This window comes from Gammaproteobacteria bacterium (assembly GCA_013696315.1).
Classification (GTDB): Bacteria; Pseudomonadota; Gammaproteobacteria; order JACCYU01; family JACCYU01; genus JACCYU01.
On the sequence record JACCYU010000141.1, the window covers coordinates 1 to 3,418 of the forward strand.

General features: G+C 55.1%; 4 protein-coding genes and 1 pseudogene. 4 read left to right on the forward strand and 1 reads right to left on the reverse strand.

The features are described 5' to 3' along the window. Nucleotides 1-482: 482 nt before the first annotated feature. The 4 genes and pseudogenes from H0V34_08345 (at nucleotide 483) to H0V34_08360 (ending at nucleotide 3,158) form a co-directional block, all read left to right on the forward strand. Entirely contained in the window at nucleotides 483-1,397 is a 915-nt protein-coding gene (locus H0V34_08345; protein MBA2491697.1) for a hypothetical protein, read from the forward strand. An 87-nt stretch (nucleotides 1,398-1,484) separates the two neighbouring features. After that, nucleotides 1,485-1,766 carry a copper resistance protein CopC gene (locus tag H0V34_08350; protein ID MBA2491698.1) on the forward strand — a complete coding sequence of 94 codons (282 nt, stop codon included), beginning with the start codon at nucleotides 1,485-1,487 and terminating at the stop codon, nucleotides 1,764-1,766. 15 nt (nucleotides 1,767-1,781) lie between these two features. Then, nucleotides 1,782-2,783, forward strand: a complete 1,002-nt coding sequence (locus tag H0V34_08355) for a CopD family protein (protein ID MBA2491699.1) — start codon at nucleotides 1,782-1,784, stop codon at nucleotides 2,781-2,783. Nucleotides 2,784-2,978: 195 nt separating this feature from the next. Further along, nucleotides 2,979-3,158, forward strand: a pseudogene (locus tag H0V34_08360) (tyrosine-type recombinase/integrase). A gap of 64 nt (nucleotides 3,159-3,222) precedes the next feature. On the opposite strand, the gene H0V34_08365 reads toward H0V34_08360, so the two are convergent. Further along, nucleotides 3,223-3,418, reverse strand: a 196-nt coding sequence (locus H0V34_08365; GenBank protein ID MBA2491700.1) for a hypothetical protein, incomplete at its 5' end; no start/stop codon positions are given.

Below are 3,418 nucleotides of genomic sequence, written 5' to 3' on the forward strand. Positions count from 1 at the left end.
AGCATCATTGCGGTTGCCGACACGGCGCGCGACGAGTATCTACAGGCGTGCGATGAAGCGGTCGATCCGCTCACGCGGCAACAGCAGTCCCCTATCAGCAGAGAAGAGGAAAAACATGGCAATTCAATTAACCCACATGTGCGTTACAGCACCCATGACTACTCTATACGTGTACCAGTCGCGCCATTATTTGATTGCTCCATTACTCCATATGTGGGGACCTTTATAGATATACCATGTAGCCGTTTTATCGGGGGAAGATCAGCACGCTACCACATCGGGAGCAATTGTAGATCGGGAAAGATTACTAATCGCGTCTACGACAATTTGTCGTATCCCCTCTTGCCTTCGTTGCCATCACAATGCGCTCAATAGCTTTGAGCCACGAGGGCGACAATCGAATCATGAGTGCAAGCAGCTTTTTCGCATGCCTACGCGTCAGGAAATCGACGACGACTCTAGCCGCTTTATGGCTAATGTGCTTGAGCGCTTCAGACACAGCCTGTGCGCATGGGTTTGCGGGCAAACGATTCTTCCCGACCACGTTTGGGGTGGAAGATCCGTTCGTATCGAGTTTTCAATTCTCGGATCTCATATCCGCGAGCCCGGAGATGATGAAGAGCCGTCGGTGCACGCCACCGAGTTCGCGGCCGAATACTCCAAGCGGATCACGCCAAGGTGTTTCACTCGAAGGGGAGTACCGTAGCCTGCATCCGCGAGGTGAAAGCACACAAAATGGATTTGGCAATCTGGAGGTGGCGGCGAGATACCAGTTCTTCACGAGCGCAGCGCATGAGGCCATTATGCCGCTAGGTCTTGCGGCCGAAGTCGGCTGCACCGGCGATGAAGACGTGGAGGCCGAATCGTTTTCTGTGATCTCGCCGACGTTGCTGTTCGGGAAAGGATTCGGCGACATGCCCGAATCGCTGAAGTACGTAAAGCCCGTTGCGGTGACCGGCGCGGTCGCGGTCAACATTCCAACCGATAGCGAAACGGTCACCGAGGAAGCAGACCCGGAAACAGGCGACATCGAATCAGAAATATCGCGCAATGCGAATACCTTGAGTTGGGGATTTACAGCCCAGTACAATCTCGATTATTTACAGTCTTTTGTACAAGATGTTGGCTTGAGCGGCCCCTTTAATCACTTGATACCCGTGGTTGAGGCTAATTTTGAGACATGCCTGGATCGCGGTTGTGGAGGCGAGACGGCAGCTACGATTAATCCCGGTCTCATCTGGTTTGGAGAATACGTGCAGCTTGGAATTGCCGCGCAAATCCCGGTCAACGACCGCACGGGTGATGATGTCGGGGTGCTGGCGCTGGTACATTTTTTCGTAGACGACCTGTTTCCGGGCAGCCTGGGACGTCCTGTCTTTGGCGAACCGATGCAATGATTCATGCGAACACGTCTTAATAGAATAATTCTGATCTTCGCGACGCTTAGTGCGTGGCCCAACGCAAGCTGGGCGCACGCCTTTCCCGTGGCGTCTGAACCCGGCGCTGGCGGCACAGTGAGAAGGACGCCATTCGATATTCGCATCCAATTTAACGCCGAGCTCGAACCGATTTTCAGCCATCTGCGGGTCGACGACAGCCGCGGCCGGACTATTAGCGAAGGCGAAGGTCATGTGGATTCATCGGATGCAACTTTCCTCGTGACCCATGTCCCGGCTGTGCCGGCCGGCGTTTATCAGGTCTACTGGAATGTCATCAGCCATGACGGGCATCGTACCCAAGGCGATTACACCTTTAGTGTCCACTAGATAAATTCATCAATAATGCCAACTCAATACCTGTCCATCGCGGTCACCGTGGTCGATTTACTAGCGCTAGTAGTATGTATCGGCGCCCTGGCATGTCGATTTTGGCTGATCGCTGATACGGGCGTCATGCATGAAGCCGACGCCCATATCTTGTTGCTGTGGCAAACTATCGGTATCTGCGTGGCTGCGTTAACACTCAGCAGCATCATGCTATTGTTTGTCCGCACCGCGGTCATGAGTGAGCGTCCGCTGAACGAGATTTTTCCGGTTTTATCTCCGGTGATCTTTAGAACACATTTTGGCAAGGCATGGATGATCCGCTTTCTGGGTTTAGGTCTCGCGTGGCTCGGTTGGTTGTGGAGCGGGCGATCTTTGCAAAGCCGGATCGGTTGGGGCTTCATGCTGGTTGCCGTTACGCTCATCGCCGCGAGCCGCAGCGCCTCGGGCCACGCCGCCGATGCGGGCGATTTCACGCTGGCTGAAGTTATCGATTGGTTGCATATTTTTGCCACATCGGTCTGGGGCGGCGCGCTTGTGGTTACGTCGCTCGTCATATCGCCGGCGATAACAAAACTGGCCGGCGAGCGGCGCGCGATTACGGCGATTGTTGCCTGCAGGCTATCGCTGATTGCGGGTATTGCGTTGGCGAGCGTTGTTATGACTGGCCTTTTTAACGCCTGGCGCGCGCTCGGTGGCGACTTTACCGCGCTCTGGAGTACGGCTTATGGTCAGCTTTTGAGCGCCAAGCTTCTGCTGGTCGCCGGCATGGTGAGCCTTGGGGCGATCAATCGGTATCGCTCCTTGCCGCTATTACGCGGCTGGGCCGGACATCCTGTCAGCAGGCAAGCGCTCGTTCGCTGGCCGCTAATTTTACGTAGTTCCGCAAGCGCTAACCAAACATCTCCAGCAAAATGTCCCACCCGCGCTTTTACTCACACGGCGCGCATCGAAGTGATCCTCGTGCTGGGCGTTGTGTTGATTACTGCCGTGCTCCTTCATGCCATGCCAGTTCACTAATTTGCTGGCGAGCGCTTGACCTCCAAGTGTTCCGAATGATGCGTCTTAGCATCCGTGACAGCGTGGCCGTGGTCACGGATGCCAGAGTGCCGTAGAATCTGTGGCCGTTACAGCGTGACAAACTAGGAATCGCAACTAGGGGGCCCTGTCTCGGCCGCCGGATTCCGCAAGTGCTTTGCCAGGTTAGGCTTGAAGGCGGGTATGGCCTGGCCAATCAACCCGCACATGTTGCGCCATGCCTGCGGCTACGCATTAGCAAACAAAGGTAAGGACACGCGCAGCTTACAGGGCTACCTTGGACACGCAAGCATCACTAATACGGTACGGTACACCGAAATGAGTCCGACGCGGTTTAAGCACTTTTGGTCGGGTTGAGGGGTTTACCCACCCAGCGTTTGATTTCTGTTTGACAATCTGTACGGACGCGTACGGGTCGCCTTCAAAGCATATCATCCAAAAACTCGGAGGCTGGCTTGACGCCTGTGACTAACAAGTGATCCCGCGCTCTGGTGCAGGCGACATACAGGAGATGACGTTCCGTGCTGTAAACCTCCTCAAGATCGGCCTCATCGGCGATCGACTCGATACGATCCTGAAGGGGAATCACCTCATCGTCACAGGCCATCACCGCCACA

Coding starts and splice junctions, on each gene's coding strand:
- H0V34_08355 (MBA2491699.1), top strand. CDS start 1,782: ATGCCAACTCAATACCTGTCCATCGCGGTCACCGTGGTCGATTTACTA.